At 68.1% G+C, this 19,358-nt stretch carries 20 protein-coding genes; 5 read left to right on the forward strand and 15 right to left on the reverse strand.

The window, feature by feature from the left end; all coding sequences use genetic code 11:
- The first annotated feature begins 7 nt into the window (after positions 1 to 7).
- Complete coding sequence (locus NI2_RS24735) at positions 8 to 1,084, forward strand: ABC transporter ATP-binding protein (protein ID WP_067495029.1); 1,077 nt, start codon at positions 8 to 10, stop codon at positions 1,082 to 1,084.
- Between the two features lies 1 nt (position 1,085).
- On the opposite strand, the gene NI2_RS24740 is transcribed toward NI2_RS24735, so the two are convergent.
- The 3 genes from NI2_RS24740 to NI2_RS24750 form a co-directional block, all read right to left on the reverse strand.
- Complete coding sequence (locus NI2_RS24740; RefSeq protein ID WP_067495032.1) at positions 1,086 to 2,279, reverse strand: Fic family protein; 1,194 nt, start codon at positions 2,277 to 2,279, stop codon at positions 1,086 to 1,088.
- Between the two features lie 120 nt (positions 2,280 to 2,399).
- Positions 2,400 to 3,152: an MBL fold metallo-hydrolase gene (locus NI2_RS24745; protein WP_067495035.1), complete on the reverse strand. Its 753-nt coding sequence runs from the start codon at positions 3,150 to 3,152 to the stop codon at positions 2,400 to 2,402.
- Between the two features lie 61 nt (positions 3,153 to 3,213).
- Positions 3,214 to 5,229, reverse strand: a complete 2,016-nt coding sequence (locus tag NI2_RS24750) for a M13 family metallopeptidase (RefSeq protein ID WP_067495038.1) — start codon at positions 5,227 to 5,229, stop codon at positions 3,214 to 3,216.
- Between the two features lie 151 nt (positions 5,230 to 5,380).
- Between NI2_RS24750 and NI2_RS24755 the strand changes: the two genes are divergently transcribed.
- Positions 5,381 to 5,965: a dihydrofolate reductase family protein gene (locus tag NI2_RS24755; RefSeq protein WP_067495410.1), complete on the forward strand. Its 585-nt coding sequence runs from the start codon at positions 5,381 to 5,383 to the stop codon at positions 5,963 to 5,965.
- Positions 5,966 to 5,977: 12 nt separating this feature from the next.
- Here the strand turns inward: NI2_RS24755 and NI2_RS24760 are convergent, their stop codons facing one another.
- The 3 genes from NI2_RS24760 to NI2_RS24770 all read right to left on the reverse strand — a co-directional run bounded on the left by NI2_RS24760 (position 5,978) and on the right by NI2_RS24770 (position 8,324).
- Positions 5,978 to 7,012, reverse strand: coding sequence for an RNA polymerase subunit sigma-70 (locus NI2_RS24760; protein ID WP_067495040.1), 1,035 nt, complete (start codon positions 7,010 to 7,012; stop codon positions 5,978 to 5,980).
- An 84-nt stretch (positions 7,013 to 7,096) separates the two neighbouring features.
- The gene (locus NI2_RS24765; protein WP_067495043.1) at positions 7,097 to 7,462 is read right to left on the reverse strand and encodes a DUF397 domain-containing protein; all 366 of its coding nucleotides are present in this window, start codon (positions 7,460 to 7,462) and stop codon (positions 7,097 to 7,099) included.
- 10 nt (positions 7,463 to 7,472) lie between these two features.
- On the reverse strand, positions 7,473 to 8,324 hold the full coding sequence (locus NI2_RS24770) for a helix-turn-helix domain-containing protein (RefSeq protein ID WP_067495048.1): 852 nt from the start codon (positions 8,322 to 8,324) through the stop codon (positions 7,473 to 7,475).
- Positions 8,325 to 8,458: 134 nt separating this feature from the next.
- Between NI2_RS24770 and NI2_RS24775 the strand changes: the two genes are divergently transcribed.
- Positions 8,459 to 8,983, forward strand: a complete 525-nt coding sequence (locus tag NI2_RS24775) for a hypothetical protein (protein ID WP_220139377.1) — start codon at positions 8,459 to 8,461, stop codon at positions 8,981 to 8,983.
- Here the strand turns inward: NI2_RS24775 and NI2_RS24780 are convergent.
- Positions 8,980 to 9,753 carry a pirin family protein gene (locus NI2_RS24780; protein WP_067495055.1) on the reverse strand — a complete coding sequence of 258 codons (774 nt, stop codon included), beginning with the start codon at positions 9,751 to 9,753 and terminating at the stop codon, positions 8,980 to 8,982. The two genes, NI2_RS24775 and NI2_RS24780, sit on opposite strands and share 4 nt — an antisense overlap.
- 168 nt (positions 9,754 to 9,921) lie before the next feature.
- Here NI2_RS24780 and NI2_RS24785 point away from each other — a divergent pair, with 168 nt between their 5' ends.
- Positions 9,922 to 11,178 (forward strand): MFS transporter, encoded by a 1,257-nt coding sequence (locus tag NI2_RS24785; RefSeq protein WP_084476757.1) that lies wholly within the window; start codon positions 9,922 to 9,924, stop codon positions 11,176 to 11,178.
- 25 nt (positions 11,179 to 11,203) lie between these two features.
- Here the strand turns inward: NI2_RS24785 and NI2_RS24790 are convergent, their stop codons facing one another.
- From NI2_RS24790 to NI2_RS24820, 7 genes are all read right to left on the reverse strand, one after another.
- Positions 11,204 to 12,061, reverse strand: a complete 858-nt coding sequence (locus NI2_RS24790) for a 5-oxoprolinase subunit C family protein (RefSeq protein WP_067495058.1) — start codon at positions 12,059 to 12,061, stop codon at positions 11,204 to 11,206.
- A gap of 53 nt (positions 12,062 to 12,114) precedes the next feature.
- The gene (locus NI2_RS24795) at positions 12,115 to 12,798 is read right to left on the reverse strand and encodes a 5-oxoprolinase subunit B family protein (RefSeq protein ID WP_067495418.1); all 684 of its coding nucleotides are present in this window, start codon (positions 12,796 to 12,798) and stop codon (positions 12,115 to 12,117) included.
- A 14-nt stretch (positions 12,799 to 12,812) separates the two neighbouring features.
- The gene (locus NI2_RS24800) at positions 12,813 to 13,568 is read right to left on the reverse strand and encodes a LamB/YcsF family protein (RefSeq protein ID WP_067495421.1); all 756 of its coding nucleotides are present in this window, start codon (positions 13,566 to 13,568) and stop codon (positions 12,813 to 12,815) included.
- A gap of 65 nt (positions 13,569 to 13,633) precedes the next feature.
- The gene (locus tag NI2_RS24805) at positions 13,634 to 14,920 is read right to left on the reverse strand and encodes a sulfate/molybdate ABC transporter ATP-binding protein (RefSeq protein ID WP_084476735.1); all 1,287 of its coding nucleotides are present in this window, start codon (positions 14,918 to 14,920) and stop codon (positions 13,634 to 13,636) included.
- Complete coding sequence (locus tag NI2_RS24810; RefSeq protein WP_067495067.1) at positions 14,917 to 15,747, reverse strand: ABC transporter permease; 831 nt, start codon at positions 15,745 to 15,747, stop codon at positions 14,917 to 14,919. The genes NI2_RS24805 and NI2_RS24810 overlap by 4 nt, the downstream gene beginning before the upstream one ends.
- The gene (gene modA, locus NI2_RS24815; RefSeq protein ID WP_067495070.1) at positions 15,744 to 16,484 is read right to left on the reverse strand and encodes a molybdate ABC transporter substrate-binding protein; all 741 of its coding nucleotides are present in this window, start codon (positions 16,482 to 16,484) and stop codon (positions 15,744 to 15,746) included. Before modA ends, NI2_RS24810 begins: the two co-directional genes overlap by 4 nt.
- Positions 16,481 to 16,879 carry a TOBE domain-containing protein gene (locus NI2_RS24820; protein WP_067495073.1) on the reverse strand — a complete coding sequence of 133 codons (399 nt, stop codon included), beginning with the start codon at positions 16,877 to 16,879 and terminating at the stop codon, positions 16,481 to 16,483. The genes modA and NI2_RS24820 overlap by 4 nt, the downstream gene beginning before the upstream one ends.
- Positions 16,880 to 16,977: 98 nt before the next feature.
- Here NI2_RS24820 and NI2_RS24825 point away from each other — a divergent pair, with 98 nt between their 5' ends.
- On the forward strand, positions 16,978 to 17,832 hold the full coding sequence (locus tag NI2_RS24825) for a hypothetical protein (protein ID WP_225281638.1): 855 nt from the start codon (positions 16,978 to 16,980) through the stop codon (positions 17,830 to 17,832).
- Here the strand turns inward: NI2_RS24825 and NI2_RS24830 are convergent.
- Positions 17,829 to 19,283, reverse strand: coding sequence for a CCA tRNA nucleotidyltransferase (locus NI2_RS24830; RefSeq protein WP_067495075.1), 1,455 nt, complete (start codon positions 19,281 to 19,283; stop codon positions 17,829 to 17,831). The two genes, NI2_RS24825 and NI2_RS24830, sit on opposite strands and share 4 nt — an antisense overlap.
- Between the last annotated feature and the right edge of the window lie 75 nt (positions 19,284 to 19,358).

Here is a 19,358-nt window from a genome sequence, read left to right on the forward strand (position 1 = left end):
GAAGTCCATGGCGACAGTGCAGTTCGACGGTGTCACCCACCGCTACCCCGGCAGCGAGACCGCCGCGGTCGACGCACTCGATCTCGACATCGCCGACGGCGAATTCCTCGTGCTGGTCGGGCCGTCCGGGTGTGGCAAGTCGACCAGCCTGCGCATGCTCGCCGGACTGGAATCGGTGGAGGACGGCACGATTCGCATCGGCGATCGTGATGTGACCGGACTGCCGCCCCGGGCGCGCGATGTGGCGATGGTGTTCCAGAGTTACGCGCTGTACCCGAACATGACCGTCGCGCAGAACATGGGCTTCGCCCTGCGCAACGCGGGAATGTCGAAGTCCGACACCTTGGTTCGGGTCCGCGAGGCAGCCGCCATGCTGGAACTCGAGCCGCTGCTCGATCGCAAACCGGCGAAACTGTCGGGCGGGCAACGGCAACGGGTGGCGATGGGCCGGGCGATCGTGCGCCGCCCGCAGGTGTTCTGCATGGACGAACCCCTGTCCAACCTGGACGCGAAACTGCGGGTGAGTACCCGCTCGCAGATCGCCGCCCTGCAGCAGCGCCTCGGGACCACAACGGTGTACGTCACCCACGACCAGGTGGAGGCCATGACCATGGGCCACCGTGTCGCCGTGCTGCGTGAAGGCACCCTGCAGCAGATCGCCGCACCGCGCGAACTCTACGACGACCCCGTGAACACCTTCGTCGCCGGTTTCATCGGTTCACCCGGTATGAACCTGCTCGAAGCGCCTGTCGCCGACGGCCACGCCGTCCTCGACGGCCTGCGAATCCCGGTGCCTCGCAGCGTTTCCGGTCGACGCGTGATCCTCGGCATCCGCCCCGAATCCTGGGAAGTCACCACCGACCCCAACGGCATCACCGTCGTCGCCGAACTCCTCGAGGAACTCGGCGCCGAATCCTTCGTCTACACCCACGGCGCAGGCACCGACTGGTCGACCCGCGCAGGCAAAATCGTCGTCCGGGTAGACCGCCGCTTCCACACCACCCTCGGCGAAACCCTCCACCTCCGCCCCAAACCCGGAGAAATCTTCTACTTCGACGCCGAAACCGAACTCCGCCTCCGCTGACCTATTTGAGCCCGGCGGCGGTCCGCTTTCCGATCGTTGCCGAGAGAGCGTCGAGTTCGGCCAGAATGTCGGTTGCCGCCCATACTCGACCCCGCTTCGCTGCCGAAAGCACCTCGAGCACGCCCGCCTCGACCAGGCGATCCAGCGCTCGATAGGTGGCGGAGTCGGTCGTTCCGGCGATTCGCTGTGCCGTGTCGATATTGAGGATCGGGTGGTCGAGCAGTCCGGCGATCAGCGCCTCGTCCGAAGATCCGGCCCTCGGCCGGGCCGAGGCGCGCCACTGCGCGGGCAAGTCCGCCAACGTCCGGGCGGATTCGATCGCAGCGTCGCTGGCGTGGACGGCCGCGAGCGCCACGTACTCGACGAATTCGTCGACGCGACCCGCGCGGTAGGCCATGAGTTGATCGAAGTAGCGTGCGGTGTTCGCCAGCATGACCGACGCCAACGGAACGGTGACGCGGCTGGTCAGGCCACGCCTGCGGAATATCGCGCTGATCAGCGCGCGCCCGATCCGTCCGTTGCCGTCGACGAACGGATGGATGGACTCGAACTGCGCGTGCGCGATCGCCGCCTGCGCCATGATCGGCAGGTCGGTTCGGGCGGTGAAAGTCAGCAGGTCGTCCATCAGCTCACCGACGAGCTCGGGCGGCGGCGGGACGAACAACGCGTGCAGTGGGGTGTAGTCGCTACCACCGATCCAGTTCTGCGCATCGCGGAACCGGCCGGCCTCACGAGCGGCGTAATAGTCCGGAGCCATGAGCAGCCGATGTGCCGCAAGCAGATCCGAGGTCGTGACCGGGCCGCTGCTTGCCGCATCCACCATCGTGGCGAGTGCCTGGACGGCGGCGAGCTGCGATTTCGCTTCATCGCTCGCCTTCGCTCCGCCGACGGCCTTTCCGAAGGCCCGCCAGCCGGCGTCGATGTGTTCGATCTTCGATGACGCTACCGACTCACTGCGCAGCAGGAAGTCGGCGAGCGGAGCCATGTACTGGCCGAATCCCGCTTCGAGCCGCGCCACCGCGATCACGGCCGCCTCGCCCGCGGTCACCACTTGCGATGGCGGCACATAGTCCAGGTCGGCGATGCGCGGGGGAACAGAGACCGTAATACGGTCCAGGAGGCGGTCGTCACGCGAACCCTGGCGTTGCCGCGGCGACCACGCGCGTTCTTCGAGGCGATGCGGTGGCCAGGTCATCGGCAGCTGCGAGCAGAAAGTACAGCAGGCATTTGCTTACTATACTTTAGTTGCCATAAACGCGACTATCTCCGACCTTACTCGCGTTGGATGCACTGAAAACGAGCATCTGCGGCAAGTTCATCGGAGGAGGGTGGTGGCGTGTTCGCGGGCTCGGATTACAGCTTCGGTGATGCCCTTGCGGAAGGGGAGGCCGTGGCCGGGGAGGACGAGGGGGGCGTCGAGGGGTTCGAGGGTGGTGAGGGCGTTCAGGGTTTGGTCGGTGTTGTGGTGGAAGAACCTGGGGAGTAGTTGGGGGCCCTGGTGGGGGGAGGTGGGGTGGGCGGTGATGAGGGCGTCGCCGGTGGCTATGGCGCCCTGGGTGGGGAGGTGGAAGGCGGTGTGGCCGGAGGTGTGGCCGGGGGAGGAGATGGGGACGGGGTGGCCCGGGAGGTCGAGGGGGCCTGCGGTGGGGAAGGGCTGGATGTGGGGAACCGGGTTCTTGCGGAGGCCGCCCGCCGCGGTGATGCGCAGTGCCCAGGCCGCGGTGCTGGGGTCGGTGAGGCGTTTGATCACGTCGAGGGGAGTGGCGGACTCGTGGACCTCGCCTCGGGCGTGCGCTACCTCGGTCGGGCTCGTGTAGGCGGGGGTGCCGTAGTGGCGGTGCAGGTGGTTCAGGGCGCCGACGTGGTCGAGGTGGGCGTGGGTGAGCAGGACGGCGACGACGTCTTCGGGGCGGTGGCCGAGGGCACGAAGCGCCGATTCGATGTTCTTCGCGTCGCCGTACCAGCCGGCGTCGATCAGAGTGAGGTCGCGGCCCTCGCGCAGCAGGACCATGTTCACGTCCGTGCCTCGGATGGTGAACACGTCGTCGGCTACTTGACGATGTCGCATGAAAACCTCTCCCTGACAGTGGGTTTCGACCCTACCGGCTCAGCGGTAGGGTCGCGCCCGATCACCAGATGGTGACCCGCTCCTCCGGTGCCAGGTACAACTTGTCCTCGGGTGTCACCTCGAAGGCCTCGTAGAAGCTGTCGATATTGCGCACCACCGCGTTGCAGCGGAACTCCGGCGGCGAATGCGGGTCGACGGCGAGGCGGCGGATCGCCTCCTCCTGCCGCGCCTTGGTGCGCCACACCTGCGCCCAGCCGTAGAACACCCGCTGCAGACCGGTGAGGCCGTCGATGACCGGCGGTTCTTTCCCGTCGAGCGAGATCTTGTACGCGGCAAGGGCAATGGACAGGCCACCGAGATCGCCGATGTTCTCGCCGATGGTGAACTCGCCGTTCACGGTGTGCTCGTCGGACAGGTCAGCGGGCGAGAGCACGTTGTACTGGTCGATCAGCGCCCTGGTCCGCTTGCCGAATTCGGCGCGGTCGTCGTCGGTCCACCAGTCCTGCATATTGCCGTCGCCGTCGTATTTCGCGCCCTGGTCGTCGAAGCCGTGACCGATCTCGTGGCCGATCACCGCGCCGATCCCGCCGTAGTTGGCGGCGTCGTCGGCGTTCATGTCGAAGAACGGCGGCTGCAGGATGGCGGCCGGGAAGACGATCTCGTTCATGCCGGGGTTGTAGTAGGCGTTCACCGTCTGCGGTGTCATGAACCATTCGCCGCGATCCACGGGGCCACCGAGTTTGCCCAGGTCACGGTCGTGGTCGGCGGCGTAGCCACGGCGGTAGTTGCCGACGAGGTCGGCGGCGTCGATCTCGACCGCCGAGTAGTCGCGCCAGGTATCGGGGTAGCCGATCTTGGGGGTGAACTTCTCCAGCTTGGTCAGTGCGGCGGCGCGGGTGTCGGGGCCCATCCACTCGAGCTCGGCGATATTGCGTCGGTAGGCCTCCTGCAGATTGGCGACCAACTCCACCATCCGCGCCTTGGCCTCCGGCGGAAAGTGCCTGGCCACATACAGTTTGCCGACGGCCTCGCCGAGCAGTTCCTGGACCAGGCCGACGCCACGCTTCCAGCGTTCCCGGATCTCCTGCGCGCCGGTGAGAGTGCGGCCGTAGAAGTCGAAGTTCGCGGCGACGATCTCGTCGGTGAGGTACGGGGCACGCGCGTGCAGCACCTGCCACGCGGCCCACGCCTGCCAATCCGCTTGCGGCACATCCGACCACGCGCGCGCGAAGGCGCCGACGTAACCGGGCTGGCGGATCACGAGTTCGGCGAACAGCTCGGCGCCCGCACGGTCGACACCCTCGGCGAGGGCGTCGGCCCAAGCAGCCCAGTCGAATTCGGGGTGGGCGGTGGCGAGCTCGTCGAAAGTGGTGAGGTTGTAGCTCTTTTCGGCATCGCGGCGGCGCACCACGTCCCAGTGGCCTGCCGCCAGGGTGCGTTCCAGCTCGAACACCCGGTTCGCGGCGTCGGCCGGATCGGTCGGCACGAGGCCGGCCAGGGCCGGGTCGGACGCGGCGAGGGTGAACATCTTGGTGATGTGGGCGCGGTAGGCGTCGCGGATCTCGGCGAACTCGTCGGACCGGTAGTACGACTCGTCGGGCAGGCCGATGCCCGACTGGGTGGCGTGCAGGAGGTAGCGGGTGGAGTCCTTGTCGTCGGTGTCGACGTAGTAGGCGAGCGCGCCGCGCACGCCGGTACGCTGCAAGCGGCCGAGCAGCGCGGCGAACGCGCTCGCATCGGTGACGGTCGCGACGGCGCGCAGTTCGTCGGCCACCGGGGTGAGCCCGGCGGCGGCGACCAACTCGGTGTTCATGAAGCTCGAGTACAGGTCACCGATCTTGCGGGCGTCCGCGCTGTCGGCCGCGCCATCGGCGCATTCGGTGATGATGGTCTGCACATCGATCTCGGCCTGGTCGTACAACGTCCGGAACGCACCGTCCACCGCCCGGTCGGCCGGAATCTCGTAGTCGGCCAACCACCGCCCGTTGACGTGCGCGAACAGATCGTCCTGCACCCGCACATCCTGATCACGGAAGGACAGGTCGATACCGGAGGGGCTGCTCAGATCCGAAGTCACGCGCTCCAGTATGCCGAAACATCCCTGCGAACCGGGGGCGTGCCGGACGGCGCCGCACTGATCGGCCGACCGCTCACAGGTCGCGCTCCGATCAGCTTTTCGCTCCGTGGCCGTCTGTACCTGGGAGATCGACTCACAGGAGGCGGACGACATGCGGAAATTGACCTTCGGGATGAATGTGACTCTGGACGGCTACATCGCCGCACCCGGGGACGACCTCGGCTGGAGCGGGGGTGAGGGGCCGGATTCCTCATCGAGCGACGAACTGTTCCAGTGGTGGTCCGACCGGGTGGCGGCGACGGAGCTGTCGCTGTACGGGCGCAAGTTGTGGGAGGCGATGAGTTCACATTGGCCCACCGCCGACGAGCAGCCGGGCGCCACGCCGGCGGAGGTCGCGTTCGCCCGCCGCTGGCGGGACATGCCGAAGGTGGTGTTCTCCTCGACCATCGGCGCGGTCGACTGGAACACGCGCCTGGTCAGCGGCGATGCGGTCGGTGAGATCGGCCGGCTCGAGGCAGAGGAGGGCGGTCCGATGGATATCGGCGGTGCGACGCTCGCCGCGGCCGCCATGCGAGCCGGGCTGATCGATGAATACCTGCTGGTCACCCATCCGGTGCTGGTGGGCGGCGGTACACCGTTCTTCACCGCGCTGGACAGCTGGGTGAACCTGAAGTTCCTCGAAGCGCGGACGTTTCCCGGCGGCGTGGTGCTGACCCGATACGAGACGAGGCGGTGAGCATCGATCGGTTCAAGCCTCTTCCTCGGTGTCTTGGACCCAGGCCTCGTGGACCGGCAGTGTCGTCGGCAGGCCCAGCCAGGGCTTGCCGGTGGCGTCGAATCCGGTGAGCTCGGCGATCTTGCCGTCGACGATGTGCAGGGCCGCGACGGCGAACAATCGGTACTCGGGGGCGTCGGGGGTGCGTAGGTACAGCGCGGCGGCAGGCATGCGGTTGACCGTCGTGGCGATCCCGCGCCAATCGTCGTGGCCGGGCTGGAAGAGCCCACCGGCGACCCACCCGTCCACCGCGTCTTTCGCTGTCCTGGTGACGATGCCCGAGTCGGGCAGCATCACGAAACTGAGGTCCTCGCGCAGCAGGGCGATCAGTCCGTCGAGGTCGTTGCGCTGGTGGGCGTCGATGTAGGACCGCACCACACCGCGCTCGTCGTTCGACAGTTCGTGGCGTGCGGGAAGTTGCCAGTCGAGGCGGCGGTCGGGTAGCTGCTCGCGTATCGTCGCGCGCGCTCGCCGCAGGCCACTGGTCACCGCGGCGACGGTGATCTCGAGGGCCTCGGCCACCTTCGACGCGGGCCAGCCGAGAACATCGCGCAGGATGAACACCGCCCGCTGCCGCGGCGGCAGGTGCTGGACGGCGACGATGAACGCCAGCTCGATCGTCTCCCGCGCGATCGCCGATTCCTGCGGGTCCTCGGGCAGCATCCGGTCGGGGTAGGGCTGCAGGCGCGCTGTCTCGGAACCGGGCAGCTCCGAGGGTATGGGCGTGCGCTTGTCCAGGAAGTCGAGGCAGGCGTTGGTCGCGATCCGGTACAGCCAGGTGCGCAGAGCGGCGTTGCCCTTGAACGACTCCCGCTTGTGCCAGGCACGCAGGAATGTCTCCTGCGTCATGTCCTGCGCGTCGTCGTAGTTCGCGAGCATCCGATAGCAGTGCACCTGCAGCTCACGCCGGTGGCGCTCGGTGAGGACCGCGAACCGCGCCGGATCGCCCGAGCGGACAACGTCGAGGAACGTGGCCTCGTCGGCGCTCAGCGGTCCGGCGTCGGTCATATCGGCATTCCTTCCACCGGTGCGAGGGACATCAGAACTGACGACGCGGCGGAGGATTTCTGATCGGTGGCGGCCGGAACCGCCCTAGACGCACGCGAATTCGTCGTCACGGACGCCGGCGACGAAGGCCTCCCATTCGGCGGGGGTGAAGTGCAGGGCGGTTGATCCGTGGCGCAGAGTCGTGGCGCCGTCGGCTGCGTGCTGGGTGGTGAGGGAGGGGTGCGGGCGCTGGGCGAGCAGGCAGTCGAGGAAGGCGTTCCACACGGAGGCGGGGACGGTGATGATCGGCTCGTCGAGGCCACGGTTCATCGGGTTGCGCCGGAATTTGCTGTCTCGTATCTGGACGGCGTCACCTTCGAAGCGAACCTCGACACATTGGTTACCGTTGTTGGAGCGCGACGAGGTGAACCAGCCGTGATCGGCCGGGCGGCGGCGAGCTGTGATCGACATAACACGAATCTTACACTCTCGCATAGTCGCTGATCAGGGCAAGGGATTCGGATCTCGGCATGGCCTGCTCCCTGGCCCGCAGGAAGGCGTAGCCGAGATCGCGGACCTGATCGGCGTCGTCGACGTGACCACCGAAAACAGCGCTCTCGGCCCACGCGAAGGTCGGTAGCTGATCGCTTGCGAAGTCGAGCAGATGGAAGCTGGAACCGCCGAGCACCGCACCCTCGGGCGCGCTGAACGGGATCACCCGGACGTCGACGGTGTCGAGTTCGCGCATCAGCTCCACCAGGTGACGCAACTGCCCGCGCAACACTTCGGGGCCCCCGGTCTGCTGACGCAGCGTCGCCTCACCGAGTACGGCCGTGAGTTCCAGCGGCTCCGGTTCCCGCAGCCGCCGCTGGCGACGCAACCGAATTGCGACTAATTGGTCTACTTGCACCGGGCGGATCATCACGTCGGCACTGATGAGCGCCCGCGCGTACGCCTCCGTCTGCAGCAGGCCTGGCACGATCAGGCTGTCGTAGCTACGGATGCTCTGCGCCCCCGCCTCCATGCCGTACAAACGCTGCAATTCGGGTCCGATCAGCGCGGCGGAAGTGGACCACCAGCCGCGCTGTTTGCTGGCCTCGAGCAGCGCGAGCAATTCCCGGCGTTCGTCGGCGGGCACATCGAGAACATCGAGCACCGGTTCGATAGTCGTGCGCGTTAGGACCCGTCGGCCCTTTTCCACATGGGACCAGTTGGCGGGGGTGAAACCGACTCGCTTGGCAAAACCCGCGGAGTCGAAACCCCGCTGTTCGCGCAGGTCACGCAGGCGCAGGACCAGCTCCCAGCGCGCGGCGGTAGGCGAAACGGGTGCCATGGGCGCTGATCGTACTCCGGGTGAACACACCTGCTACTGACTATTGTCAGCGCCGTTGTGTCGCATTAGGCTGTAGATAGCGGCAAATATCTAGCGAATACAAGCTCCACACCGTCGACGGAGACGAGGTAGTGATGAGCCAGCGCACTGACAGCAAGGGCGGCTATGCCGCCGCCGAGGAGTACTCGGAAACCCAGGACGCGCTCGCGCGCTGTCGTCACTATCGCAAGCACAACGGTCTCTATGCCGTGGTCGAAGCCACCTTCGGGCGCATCGTGCTCGAAATCGGGGCCGTCGGAGCCGTGGTGATGCCCTCCACGCTGGGCGAACGAGTGCGCGGACAGTTGCTCAGCCGTGGTCAACGCTGCGGGCCGATCATCGGGCACCCCCGATCCGGCCGCTGGACCTTCCTCACCGGGCCCACCGACAATTCCTACCTCGACACCGAACTGTTCGCCGAGATGTTCCGGGTGTGCGCATCGGTCGCCCTGCCCGGCAGCGACGTGGTGCTGCCCTCACCGGCCGACGAACGCAGCGGCTACCGCATCTGGCTGCAACCACCCGACGGCGACTACCGTCCCGACTTCGCGCAGATCGTCGCCGCCACCCGCGCCAACGCCAGAACCACCGCCCTGGTGCGCGAACCCGGCTCGGCCTAACCGCCCAGCCGGGCGTGCATCTCCCAGACCAGCACTTCGGCGTCGCCGTGCGGACGAATCAGCTGACCACCCGAGCGGGTGAGCCGCACGGCGTCGCCCTGTGCCAGAGTGCCGACACCTTCCATGTCCACCTCGCCGCGTGCGACGAAAACATGCAGGTAGGGGGCATCGGGCAGGGTCACGGGGGTGCTGTCGGCGGTCAGCCGGGCCACGTGCATCGCCGCGTGCGAGGAATTGATCGAGATGGCGGTGCGGTCGCGGTAGCGCGGTAGGCCCGACGCCACCGTCACCAGATCGCCGCGGGCGAGTTCGTCATCGATCTCGAGCTGCTGATAGCCCGGATCGACACCGGGCTCGTCGGGCACCACCCACATCTGCACGAAATGCACCGGCTCGTCGTGCTCGGGCAGCTTGCCGTCCAGGCGCCAGGAGTCGTTCTTCTCCGAGTGCAGGATGCCCGTGCCCGCGCTCATCCGCTGGGCCAGACCGGGATAGATCACGCCGTTGTGGCCGAGCGAATCCTGGTGCACCAGGCTGCCGCCGAGCACCCAGGTGACGATCTCCATGTCGCGGTGCGGGTGGGTGTCGAAACCCTCGCCGGGCAGCACCACGTCCTCGTTGTTCACCAGCAGCAGGCCGTGATGGGTGTTGTCGGGGTCGTAGTGCTCGCCGAACGAGAACGAATGCTTGGAGTCGAGCCAGGAGATCCTGGTCTTCATCCGGTCACCGGCCCGATGCACCTCGATGCGCGGTGTCGTCGATGTGGACATGGACCCTCCTCCTGCGCTGCACCCGTACCGCCACCTCAATTCTGGCACCACTATCCTCACGACGTGTCGACCCATCGCGCTGACGGCTCGAATCCGGCGGATGAGCGGCCGATCTCGCTGCGACATCTGCTGCGCGAAAGCCGCGGTGTGGTGCGGCGCAATCCACGGATGCCACGGTTGGCGCTGCTGCGCCTGGCCGCCCAATTCGGTGACGGCATGTTCCAGGCGGCGCTGTCGGGCGCCATTCTGTTCAACCCCGAACGCGAAACCGACCCCCTGGCCATCGCCGCCGGTTTCGCGGTGCTGCTGCTGCCGTATTCGATGCTCGGCCCCTACGCGGGCGCCCTGCTCGACCGCTGGGATCGACGCAATGTGCTGCTGGTGGCGAGCATCGCGCGGGCGACGCTGATCGCGGCGGCCGCGCTGGCGCTGTTCGGCGGGGCGGACGAGAGCGTGCTTCTCGTGCTCGCGCTGGCGACCGTCGGAATCAGCCGGTTTGTGCTTGCCGGGGTGTCGGCCGCGCTGCCGAGGGTGCTCGAACAGCGCTGGCTGGTTCCGATGAACTCCGTGCTGGCTACGGTGGCCTCAGCGTGCGCGGGGGTCGGCGCGGCGGCCTCGGTGGCGGTGATCGCGGTGCTGGGGGCTGGGGATTCGGCCTCGGTGGTGGCGGTCGCGCTCAGCGGGGTCGGGTCGGTGGTCGGCGCGCTGCTCGCCGCCGGTTTCGCACCGCACATCCTCGGGCCCGAGAAGGGTTCGGCGGGAGCGGAAAGCGCTGTGCGTGCGATCGCGACCGGGTTGGTCACCGGTGCGCGCGCGGTCTGGCGATCGACGCAGGTGACGACCGCGATGATCGGCATCGGAGCGCATCGCATCGTGTTCGGGATGAACACGCTCATCATGGTGCTCGTACTGCGTCAGCCCGAGGGGCAGAGCGAAATGAGCGGCGGGCTGGTCGGATTCGGGGTCGCGATCGGTGCGGCCGCGGCGGGCATGCTGCTCGCCGCGATCCTCGCGCCCGTGCTGATTCCCCGGCTCGGCAGGCCGCGGACCGTACTCGTCGGGCTGGCGACGGCCGTCATCGTGCAGCTCACCCTGGTGACACCGACCGCGCTCGCATCCTCGGAATCGGCCACCGACCATGCCCATCGGCTGCTGCTGATCGGCGCGTTCGGGCTCGGGCTCGCCGGCCAGACGATCAAACTCACCGGCGACGCCAGCATGCAGATCGACATCGACGACGACCGGCGCGGCCAAGTGTTCGCACTCCAGGACACGGTCTTCAACATGACCTTCGTGCTGGCCATCGCCGCGACCGCCCTGGTGATCCCGGCCGACGGGCGTTCACTGCCGGTGGTGCTGGTCGGAGCCGGGGTGTACTCGCTCGGCATCGTCGCGATCGCCCTGAATTCACGGCGGGCACGCTGATCCGTCGAAGAGCGTCCGTGCGCGGTCAGTCGTCGGGTTCGAAGCGCAGGCGTTCGCCCGGTCGGAGTTGGGCGACGCGGTCGACGTCGGCGTCGAGCACGACCGCGACGACCGGGTAGCCGCCGGTGATCGGATGGTCGGCGAGGAAGACCACCGGCTGACCGCTCGGTGGCACTTGCACCGAGCCGAGGGCGACACCTTCGGCGGGCAGTTCGCGGGTGATCGAGCGGGTGAGCGGCGGCCCGGCGACCCGGTCGAGGCGGGCGCCCACGCGGTCGGTCTCACTGCTCACCTGCCACGAGCCCCGGAACAGGGCGGTGGGGTCGGTGAACCAGTCTTCGCGCGGGCCGGGACGAGCGCGGACGACGAGCACCTCCGGCGGCACGGGAACCGGCGCGAACTCGACGGTCGGGAAGGTGCGCGGCGGGGGACCGACGGGTAGCTGCATGCCCGGTCGCAGCGGGTCGGGGCCGATACCGGAGAGGGTGTCGCGGCTACGGGAACCGAGGACCTTCGGCACGTCGATGCCGCCGCGTACACCGATGTAGGTGCGTAATCCGGTGCCTGCCATGCCGAGGCGAAGGGTCTGGCCCGCCTCGAGTTCGAGAACGCTCGCATGACCGACGGGTGTGCTGTCCACCGTGGCCGTCGCCGGTGCGCCGGTGACCGCGACGGTGACGTGCGCATCGGTACGCAATACGAGCCCGCCGAGCAATACCTCGATGCCCGCGTGGTCCTCCGGATTGCCGACCAGCCGGTTCGCCAGCCGCAGCGAGGCGCGGTCGGCGGCGCCGGCCGGACCCACGCCGGAATCGAACCAGCCGGGTCTGCCCAGGTCCTGGATCGTCGCAAGCGGCCCCACCCGCTCTATGAAGATCACCATGCGATCTCTCCCCGATTATCTGTCGAGGCGGCGCACCATTGAGCAGCCCTTGCCTATTGCGCGATGTCGACGAACCGCACCGCCGTTCCCGCCCGGATCAGTGCGGGTGGGTCGCGATCGACCGCCCACATGCGTAGATCGGTACTTCCGATCAGTTGCCATCCGCCCGGTGTGCCACGCGGATATACCGCGGAGTACCCACCGGCCAGTGCCACCGCACCCGGTGGGATGGCGGTGCGGGCCTGGGCCCGGCGCGGCACGGTGAGCCTGCCGTCGGGCGAGACGAGATATCCGAAACCGGGGGCGAAACCCACGAAGGCGCACTGCCAGACGGTACCGGTATGGGCCGCGATCACCTCCGCGACAGACAGGTCGAGCAGCCGGGCGACCTCGGGCAGGTCGACCCCGTCGTAGCGCACCGGCACCTCGACCACCTCGTCGGGACAGTCCGGGACGGACAGTGTTCCACGGGAAACATCGAGCGAATCCGGCTGTGCTGATTCGGAATCCAGGCGGTCGAGCAGCGCGAGCAATTCCCGGCGCACCTGCGTGCCGTAGTTCACCGAATGCAGGGTGACCAGCACGGTCTCCGCCGCGGGCAGCACGTCTTGGACACCGGCGATGGCATGCACCCGCAGCGCCGACGCCAGGCGCTGCACCGGCCGTGGATCGTCGAGGGTGATGAGCATGGCACGGTCACCCGCGGGCCTGATCCGTGTGCTCCAGTCGGTCACCATCGCGCCTCCCACCCTCAACCGAATGGTTCGACAGGTACGCCTGCCTCGTCCAACGCCCCCCTGATGCGGCGCGCCATCTCCACGGCCGCGGGCGAGTCACCATGGACACACACACTGGCCACGGACACAGCGACCGCACCCGGACCGTCAACGGTACGCGCGGTCCCCGACAACGCAAGGGATACCGCTTGGGCGACGGCGTCGTCGGGCGTCAGCACCGCACCGGCAACCCCGCGCGGCGCCAACGTGCCGGTGGCGGTGTAGGCGCGGTCGGCGAAACCCTCGCCGACGAAACGCACTTTCGCCCGGTTCGCGGCGTGTTCGAGTTCGGTTCCGGCCGGGCCGAGCAGGGCGAGACCGGTTTCGGCCTCGGCGACGGCGGTCGCGACCGCGTCGGCGAGCAGACGATCGCGAGCGGCCGCGTGATAGAGAGCGCCGTGCGCCTTCACGTACCGCACCCGGTCGCCCGCCGCGCGCGCGAACGCCCCGAGAGCGCCGATCTGGTACAGCACCTCGTCGCGCAGTTCAGCGGGCGCGATGGCGATATCGCGGCGGCCGAAGCCGACCAGATCGCGGTAGCCGACGTGCGCGCCGATCCGCACACCCTTGGCCACGGCCAATTCGCAGGTGCGGCGCATGATCGTGGGGTCGCCCGCATGGAAACCGCAGGCGATGTTGGCGCTGGTGACGATGTCGAGCATGGCGGCGTCCTCACCCATCCGCCACGGGCCGAAGCCCTCGCCCAGATCACTGTTCAGGTCCAGCGGCATGCTGCCCTCCGGTTTGCGCGCGTGAATGAACGCCCTCATTGTGCGCCGTGCACCGGGACCACGCTTCAGCAGGCGTACACCCGCACCTCCGTGGCCTTGACCGCGAAATACGCCCGCGCGCCGACGGTGAGGCCGAGCTGGGCCACGGCGGCCGGGGTGAGATCGGCGCACAGGCCGGGCGCGTTCGGTGCGTCACCACGCACCCTGACGATGCCGCCCCGATCGGTGATCTCGGTGATGTCGACGGTGAAGACATTGCGTGGGCTGCCACCGGGAGGTCGGGTGAAAACCGAGACCGCGGCGGGGGAGAAGACAGCGGCCGCGCGCGTGCCCGCGGTGAAATCGCCGACGACACAACCGTCGACCGCCGATTCGTCATCGGGCGGCTCTGTGGAGCCAGGCGACGGTTCGCCATGTCGGTCGGAACCGATCGACACCGCCGCCAGAGCCGGGTCGGACCCGCGCGGCGCGGTGGCGGTGCCATGCAGAAGGTTGAGGCCGGCGATGCGGGCGGCGAAGGGGCTGCGTGGGTGCGACATCACGTCGGTGACCTGGCCGGATTCGACGATGCGGCCGGATTCGACGATGACGAGGCGGTCGGCGAGGGTGATGGCGTCGATGATGTCGTGGGTGACCAGGACCGCGCAGCGCGGGTGGGCGGGGTCGCGCAGAACGCGGCGCAGTAGGGAGCGCATGGCGGGGGCGACATCGACGTCGAGGGCCGACATGGGTTCGTCGAGCAGGAGCAGGTGCGGGTCGACGGCGAGGGCACGGGCCAGGGCGACGCGTTGGGCCTGGCCGCCGGAGAGGGCGGCGGGGTAGCGGTCGGCCAGGTGCGTGGCGTCGACGGCTCGGAGCCATTCGGCGGCAACAGCTTTCGCTCGCCGATTCCCACGGCTGCGTGGGCCGAAAGCGACGTTCTCGGCAACCGTGAGGTGCGGAAACAGCAACGGTTCCTGGGCGAGCAGCGAGATGCCGCGTCGATGTGGTGCCAACGCGATATCTTTCGCCGTATCGGTGAGGGTGTCGGCGCCCAAGCGCACGTGGCCTTCGTCGGGGACGAGCAAGCCGGCGATCACCTGGAGCAGGCTGGACTTTCCCGCGCCGTTGGGGCCGAGGACGGCGAGGACTTCGCCCGGTGCGAGCTCGAGCGCCAGGTCCAGATCGCGATCCGCGATGCGTGCGGCCACCGAAAGGCCCGCCGGATGCGACGACCTCCCTGACGATTCGTGGGGTGCGCTCGCGGAGAACCCCGCCGGACCGGACGACGGCTCGCTCCGCACAGATTCGTGATGTGCGCTCGCCGGATCGAAGCCCGACGGCACGCTTCGCGGCTCGTCGTGTGGGCTCATTCAGCTCTCCCTCCGGTGCGGGCGCTGCCGAGCTGGGTGCCTGGGATCGGGCTGGTACGCCGGTAGGCCAGCAGCACGATCAGGATCGCGACGATGATGAGCACCACCGAAAGAGCAACGGCCGCATCGGGATCGGCTTCCCGCTGGAGGTAGATCTCCAGGGGCAGGGTGCGGGTGCGGCCCTGGAGGCTGCCCGCGAAGGTGAGGGTGGCGCCGAATTCGCCGAGCGCGCGGGCGAAGGCGAGGACCGCACCGGAGATGAGCGCGGGGCGCATCAGCGGCAGGGTGATCCGCCACCACACCGTGCTCGGCCCGGCACCGAGGGTTGCCGCTATCTGCTCGTAGCGGTGACCCGCCGTCCGCAACGCACCCTCGAGCGTGAGGACCAGAAACGGCAGCGCCACAAAGGTTTGCGCCAGCACCACCGCTGTCGTGCTGAACGCGATCTGCACGCCGAGGGCTTCGAGGTGGCTTCCCAACAGCCCACGCCGCCCGAAGGTGTACAGCAGGGCGATACCGCCGACAACGGGTGGTAGTACCAACGGCAGCAACACAAGTGCGCGCAACACCGGCAGCCCACGCCATCGGGCCCTGGCCAGGACGACAGCCATCGGCACACCGAGCAGCACACACAGCAGCGTGCTGCCCGCCGCCGTCCGCAGGCTCAACCACAGTGCGTCGCGCGCGGCCTCGGTGGTCACCAGCGCACCGAACCGGCCCCATTCCACGCCCCAGGCCAAGGCGCCGAGCGGCACGACGACCAGGGCGAATCCGATCAGCGCGGGCAGCAACAACCAGCGGGGGAACCCTGCGGCGCCGGTTCTCACGGCACACCGAACCCGGCTTCGGTCAGCACCTGCCGACCCGTCGGGCCGGTCACCAGGTCGATGAACTTCCCGGCATCGGCGGAATCCCCGACCGCCCCGATGGGATAGGTGTTCACCGCCGCCGACGCCTCGGGGATCGCGACCGTACTCACCTTCGCGCCGGCACCCGCCGCATCTGTGACGTACACCAGGCCCGCATCCGCCTGTCCGGAGGTCACTTTGGTGAGCACGTCGGCCACCGACGATTCCTCACTCACCGGCCGCAATGTCACCTGAGCCGCTCCTGCGACCTTCTGTGTCGCCCGGCCACACGGCACCTGCGGCGCACACACCACCACGGACAACCCGTCTCGGGTCAGATCGCGGAAACTGTTGATTCCCTTCGGGTTGCCGGGCGCGGTGACGATGGTGAGGACATTCGTGGCGAAGGCGCGCGAAGTGGCGATGCGTCCGTCGGCGATCACCTTGTCCATCGTCGGCTGGTCGGCCGAGGCGAAGACGTCGGCGGGCGCTCCGGCCTGCAACTGGGCGGCCAGCTCCGACGATCCGGCGAACGAGAACTGCACGTCCACACCGGGATTCGCGGCTTCGAAATCGTCCTCGAGGTCGGCGAAGACCTTCTTCAACGAGGCGGCGGCGAACACGGTGAGCGTTGAATCGTTTGTCGCCGAATCTGTTTCGGAACCACAGGCGGTGAGCACGGTGAGCGTGGCCGCCAGGGCGAGTGCGCGCTTCATCCGGCGGCCCGTTCGACGACGACCGTCGTGGCCTTCACACTCGCCAGCGCCACACTCCCGGGTTCGAGCCCGAGCTCGCGCACCGCTTCGCTGCTCATCAACGAAACCACCGTGAACGGGCCACATTGCATCTCCACCTGTGCCATCACCTTGTCGGTCACGACGCGAGTGACCAAGCCGGGAAACCGATTCCGGGCCGAACTGGCACTGCCGACCTCGGTGTGCGGCGTGCGCGCCTGCTCGACGGCGAGAGCCGCCAGCTCACGACCCTCGACGACCAACCGGCCCGCGCTGTCCTTGCTCGCCGACAGCGCGCCGGAGTCGATCCACCGGCGCACGGTGTCGTCGCTGACCCCGAGCAGATCGGCGGCTTCCTTGATTCGCAGTAGTGCCACCCGACCAGGATAGTTCCGCAGATACGGCGATACATAGATAAATCTTCCGCACATGCGGAAATGTCCGGCTGTGATGTCGGCTCAACACGCCGTCGAGCATGGCCGCCGACGCCGCGGGCAAGTACTCTCGGACCATCATGGCCACGTATTTCGATCCGAAGTCCTGGTCACTGGCGGGCGCTGTCGACCTGGGCAAACGTCTGCTCGACCCCTCGTGGATCGACCAGTGGCTCGGCTTCACCACGTCCTGGGCCGACCCGGTGGCCGACCTGGGCTCGGGCACGGTCACCGCGCTGATGCCCGACGTCCTGATGACCGTGCTCAGCGAGGGCATCTTCAGCCGCTTCGGCGGGCGGGAAGTGTCGGCCACCCTGCTCGGCCACGACCTCACCGCCACCCTCGACACGTTCAAGGTGCGCAGGCGCGGTGCCCACTTCCAGAGCAAGACGGTGCTGTCGGACCTGGTCTGGGACTCCCACCCCTTCGACATCGTCACCGTGATCGCGCACGGCGTTCGCCTCATTCCCGGTGTGCCGACCAAGATTCGCGTGCAGCAACTCGACATCGAGGGCAGCATCGGCATCGGTGCCCTCATCGACTGGGTGGACGAGCAGAACCTGGACTGGAAGCTCCGGCTCGACGAGCAGGGCCGGATCGTCGCCACTCATCGCACCCGCAAGATGAGCGCCGTCGTCGACGCGCAGGTCTACGACAACCTGCTCACCATCGATATCCGCCGCGCCAGCTGGTACCGCATCCGGCTACCGCGCCGGGTGGTGCAGGCGCCCGCGCTGCTGCTCGACGACCTGCCCAACCGGGCGAGCATCTCCTACGCGCACCGCCGCGGCGACGTGGTGAAATTCCGCATCGAACTGCCCGAGACCACCGGTTCGTTCGACCTCACCCAGATCCGCGACGCCATCATCGCCGGGACCACGCTGATCGTCTTCTAGGACTGCTGGGTCGCCCACCACTCGCGCAGGGCGGCCTCGGCTTCGTCGCGGGTCATGGGGCCTCGGTCCAGGCGCAGGTCCTTGAGGTACTTCCACGCCTTGCCCACCTGCGGGCCCGGCTCGAGACCGAGTAGCTCCATGATCGCGTTGCCGTCCAGGTCCGGGCGCACCCGCGCGAGATCTTCCTGCTCACGCAGGGCCGCGATGCGCTGCTCGAGTTCGTCGTAGGTGGCGCGCAACGCCGCCGCCCGCCGCTTGTTGCGGGTGGTGCAGTCGGCCTTGACGAGCTTGTGCAGGCGATCGAGCAGGTCGTCGGCGTCGGTGACGTAGCGGCGCACGGCCGAATCGGTCCACTGACCCTTGCCGTAGCCATGGAAGCGCAGGTGCAGGAACACCAGGCGCGCAACGTCTTCGGTGAACGCCTTCGGATACTTCAGCGCCCGCATGCGTTTACGCACCATCTTCGCGCCGACCACCTCGTGATGGTGGAAGCTCACGCCGCCGCCCGGCTCGTTGCGCTTGGTGTCGGGCTTGCCGATGTCGTGCAGCAGCGCCGCCCAGCGCAACACCAGGTCGGGGTCGCCCTCCTCCTGGTCGATCGCCTGCGACAGCACCGTCAGCGAATGCTGGTAGACATCCTTGTGCTGGTGGTGCTCGTCGATCTCGAGCTTCATCGCGGGCACCTCCGGCAGCACCCGCTGGGCGAGACCGGTATCGCACATGAGGTTGATGCCGTCGATCGGATGCTCCGCACCGATCAGCTTGTCGAGTTCGGTGCGCACCCGTTCGGCGGTGATGCGGTCGATCTGCTCGGCCATCTCCACGATCGCCGTGCGCACCCGAGGCGCCACCTCGAAACCGAGCTGCGCGACGAAGCGGGCCGCGCGCAACATGCGCAACGGGTCGTCGTCGAACGAATCCTGCGGTGCCGCAGGCGTATCGAGCACGCCTTCGAGTAGGGCATCCAGTCCGTTGAGCGGGTCGACGAATTCCAGCGAACCGTCCTCGGCGATCTTCACCGCCATCGCGTTCACCGTGAAATCACGCCGGACCAGGTCGCCCTCGAGCGTGTCACCGAAGGTCACCTCCGGATTGCGCGACACCCGGTCATAGGTATCGGCCCGGAACGTGGTGATCTCGAGCTGGTGATCCCCCTTGGCCGCACTCACCGTCCCGAACGCGAGCCCACCGGTGTCCCACAACTGATCGGCCCACCCCCGCATCAGCTCCTGCACGATCTCCGGCCGCGCATCGGTGGTGAAATCCAGATCATTGCCCAACCGCCCGAGCACCGCGTCGCGCACGCTGCCCCCCACCAGATACAGCGAATGCCCCCGCGCGGCGAACATGCCCCCCAACGGCACCAGCACCTCGGACAGCTGCCCCAACGTCACCGCCGCACCAGCAAGCAGCCGAGCACGACGATCCGCGACAACATCAGAGGAAACCACGAGTACAGAGCTTACTGTTCCGCCTCCCCGCGACACTGGCCAGACTCAGGTGCGTGCGGACTTGCGGACGCGGCA

The organism is Nocardia ignorata NBRC 108230, from assembly GCF_001612905.1.
GTDB classification, from domain to species: Bacteria; Actinomycetota; Actinomycetes; order Mycobacteriales; family Mycobacteriaceae; genus Nocardia; species Nocardia ignorata.